General features: G+C 73.7%; 3 protein-coding genes. All 3 read left to right on the forward strand.

All coding sequences use genetic code 11. From position 1 onward, the window contains the following. Positions 1-302 precede the first annotated feature (302 nt). The 3 genes from AAHZ94_RS30180 (at position 303) to AAHZ94_RS30190 (ending at position 3,773) form a co-directional block, all read left to right on the forward strand. Positions 303-1,163 carry an alpha/beta hydrolase gene (locus AAHZ94_RS30180; protein WP_349996906.1) on the forward strand — a complete coding sequence of 287 codons (861 nt, stop codon included), beginning with the start codon at positions 303-305 and terminating at the stop codon, positions 1,161-1,163. A gap of 120 nt (positions 1,164-1,283) precedes the next feature. Further along, entirely contained in the window at positions 1,284-2,753 is a 1,470-nt protein-coding gene (locus tag AAHZ94_RS30185) for a DHA2 family efflux MFS transporter permease subunit (protein ID WP_349996907.1), read from the forward strand. A gap of 42 nt (positions 2,754-2,795) precedes the next feature. Then, on the forward strand, positions 2,796-3,773 hold the full coding sequence (locus AAHZ94_RS30190) for an acyl-ACP desaturase (RefSeq protein WP_349996908.1): 978 nt from the start codon (positions 2,796-2,798) through the stop codon (positions 3,771-3,773). Positions 3,774-3,884: the final 111 nt, after the last annotated feature.

Here is a 3,884-nt window from a genome sequence, read left to right on the forward strand (position 1 = left end):
CCCCCCCCCCCCCCCCCCCCCCCCCCCCCCCCCCCCCCCCCCCCCCCCCCCCCCCCCCCCCCCCCCCCCCCCCCCCGACCGGGCCGGCCAGCGCCCGGGCACGAGCAGCCACCTGATGGGAGACCCCACCCGATGAGGACCGCCCCGACCGCCGTCCCGAACCCGGCCGCCGCCGGCACCGGGTCGCGCAACGGCGCGCGCGGCACCGCCGGCGCCCGGCCCTTCACCGGCCTGGGGACGAGAGCCAGCGGCGGGGCCGGCGGCTCCCGCGCCGCGGGCGCGCGCGGCGGACGGGGGACGGCGTGAGTCGCGTGGAGCCGCTGGTCGGCTCGGTCCTCAACACGTTGGCCGGGCCCGCCCCGCAGGTGGCCGGGCGAGCCGCGTACGCGCTGTTCTGCTATCCGCTGCGGCGCGGTGCGGTGCTGCCGCGGGAGCGCGCGGTGCACGAGCAGGCGGTGACCGACGAGTTGGTCGTGGCCGGCAAGCGGGTGCGCTGTTACCGCTGGGGCCCCGGGGAGCGTCCGGTGTTGATGGTGCACGGCTGGCAGTCCCGGGCCTCCCGGTACGCGGGGTTCGTGCCGCGGCTGCGGGCGCTGGGGCTGACGGCCGTCTCCTTCGATGCGCCGGGACACGGCTCCTCGTCGGGCCGCAGTACGACCGTGCTCGAATACCGCAGGATCATCGCCGAACTCCAGGCGCGCTACGGGACCTTCCATGCGGTCATGGCCCATTCGCTCGGCGCCACCAGTGCCTTCCTGGCGCTGCGTGCCGGCGTCCGCGCCGAGCGCCTTGTCACCGTCTCGGCGGTGAAGGACTTCGACCACTTCGCCGACGAGTTCTCCCGCATCCTGGCGCTGGGGCCAGGGTTGCGACGGGATCTGCGGGAGCGGATCGAGCACCGGCTCTTCGCCGAAGTGTCCGATCCCTGGGAGCTGTTCGACGCCACCCGCAACCCCGCGGAGATCGGCGTGCCGATGCGGGTCATCCACGACGTGGACGACGAGATGGTCCCGGTCGCCCAGGCGCACGCGCTGAAGGCGGCGTACGGGGACCAGGCGGACCTGGTCCTCACCCGCGGTCTCGGGCACCGCAAGGTGCTCGGTGAACCGGCCGTCATCGAGAGCGCGTTGGAGTTCATCGCACCGGCGCCGGTGGACCACTAGATCCACCTTTAAAATAAACGTACGATCGTTTACTTTTATCGTGCGTCGCCCCCGCACGCTCGGCGACCGCTGCGCTACCGATGACCACCGCGCGCTCCACGGCGAAGGGACCCTCGCGCAATGACCACCGCCTCACCCCAGTCACCCGACGTCGGCCCACCCGAAGCCGCTGCGGCACCGGACGGCAAGGCACCGCAGCCGGCCTCCGCGCAGGCGGCGGCGACGGCCAAGCTGGCGCTGATCGTCGCCTCCGGGGCCACCTTCCTCGCGGTGCTCGACACCACGATCGTGAACATCGCCTTCGCCGACCTGCGCGCGGACTTCCCCGACGCCTCGCTGTCCCATCTGACCTGGGTCATCACGGCGTACACCGTGGTGTTCGCGGCGCTGCTGGCCGTCGCCGGCCGGACCGCGGACATCGTCGGGCGCAAGAAGCTGTTCCTGTGGTCCACCGTCCTGTTCACCCTCGCCTCCGCGCTCAGCGGACTGGCCGTCGGCGTGCCGATGCTGGTCGGCGCCCGTGCGCTCCAGGGCGTGGCCGCCGCCGGCATGATCCCCTCGGCACTCGGCCTGGTGCTCCAACACACGCCGGCCGCCCGCCGACAGGTCGCGCTCGGGGTGTGGGGCGCGGTCGGCAGCATGGCCGCCGCCGTCGGCCCGAGCCTGGGCGGTCTGCTGGTGGACGCCTGGGGCTGGCGCAGCGTCTTCCTGATCAACCTGCCGGTCGGGCTCGCCATCGTGCTGGTCGCGGCCAAGCTGGCCGGCGACCCGGCCAGCGGGCGCCGACTGCCCGACCCGGTGGGCACCGTCGCGCTGGCGCTCGGCATCGGCGGCATCGTCTTCGGCGTGACGCAGGGCACCGAGTGGGGTTGGGCCAGCGGCCGGGTGATCGGCCTGCTGATCGGCGGCGCGGTGCTGCTCGCCGCCGCGCTGCTCACCTCGCGCCGGCACGCCGCGCCGGCCATCGAGTGGGACCTGTGGCGCAGCCGTAGCTTCGCCGCCACCAACGTGGCGTCCCTGCTCTTCGGCGCGGCCATGTACGCCTACCTGCTGAGCACCCTGCTGTTCCTGAACGCGGTGTGGGGCTACTCCGAGTTGAAGGCCGGTCTCGCGGTCACCCCGGGCGCCTTCGCCGCCGCGGTCGGTGCCACCGTGGTCGGCCGGCGGGTCAGCCCGCAGCACCAGTGGGTCGCGGTGGCCGGCGGTTCCGCGCTCTTCGGTGCCTCCTGTGCGGCGATGTACCTGCTGCTCGACACCGAGCGCCAGTACCTGGCGCTGTGGCTGCCGATCGGCGTGCTGGCCGGGCTCGGCATCGGTGCGGCCCTGACCGCCATCTCCAACGCCGCGACGGCCTCGCTCCAGCCGCAGCGCTTCGCCTCGGGCTCCGGCCTCCTGATGACCACCCGTCAGGTCGGCGGCGCCCTGGGGATCGCCGCGCTGGCCGCGATCCTCCAGCGACACAACGCCCTCGACGACCAGGGCTACCTCCAGGTGTTCCTGGCCTGCGCCATCGGGTCGGCAGCCGCCGTCGTGGTCGCGCCGACGATCCGTTCCCGGGCCACGGAGCAACCGCAGCCCGCGCCCCAGTAGCGGGATTTCCCGCCGTGCCAACGATGTGAGGAAGAACGCGTCATGCCCCCCATCGATCGATCCGACCGCAGCGTCGCCCGCGCCGAGCGCTTCCTGCTCACCGAGCTCCAGCCGGTGGTGGAGAGCAATCTGCACCGGCACCTGGACGTCGCCAAGGAATGGTTCCCCCACGAGTACGTCCCCTGGAGCGCCGGGCGCGACTTCTCCGGTCCGCTCGGCGGGCAGGAGTGGACCCAGGACGAGGCGACCCTGCCCGAGGTGGCCCGTACCTCGCTCGTGGTCAACCTGCTGACCGAGGACAACCTGCCCGGCTACCACTTCGCGGTGGCCGAGTTCGGCAAGGACGGCCCGTGGGGCAACTGGGTCGACCGGTGGACGGCGGAGGAGGCCAGGCACGGCGCCGCGCTCCGCGACTACCTGCTGACCACCCGGGCCGTGGACCCCAGGGCCCTGGAGCGCGCCCGGATGGCGCACATGTCGGCCGGTTACGACCGCCCCGACGGCTACAGCGCGCTGCACGCGATCACGTACGCCGCCTTCCAGGAGCTGGCCACCCGCATCTCGCACCGCAACACCGGCCAGATCAGCGGCGATCCGATCTGTGACGCCCTGCTGGCCAAGATCGCCGCGGACGAGAACCTGCACATGGTCTTCTACCGCAACCTGGTCGAGGCCGCGTTCGAGCTGGCGCCCGACACCGCCATGGAGGTCGTCCGCGACGTCGTCGTCGGCTTCGAGATGCCCGGCTCCACGATCAAGGACTTCGGGCGCAAGTCCGCCGAGATCGCCATCGCCGGCATCTACGACCTCCGGCTGCACCGGGACAGCGTCGTCATGCCCATCCTGCGCAAGTTGCGGGTCTTCGAGCAGGAGGGTCTTGGCCCGGTCGGCGAGGCGGCACGGGATGAACTCGCCGCTTTCATCGCCCAGTTGGACGTCAAGGCGACGTCCTTCACCGACCGCCGCGAGGGCATCCGCGCAGCACGCGCCAAGCGCGAGGCGGCCACCGTCGCCGTCTGAGGAAGGACGTCCGCGCCCCTCCCGGCCCCGCCCCCCGCCGCCCCCCCCCCCCCCGGGCCCCGGCCGGCGGGGCGGGGGGGGGCCGGGCCGGCCGGGAGGCCCCGGGCCCCG

Origin of the sequence: Streptomyces sp. HSW2009, assembly GCF_040240285.1 — a bacterium.
GTDB lineage: Bacteria > Actinomycetota > Actinomycetes > Streptomycetales > Streptomycetaceae > Streptomyces.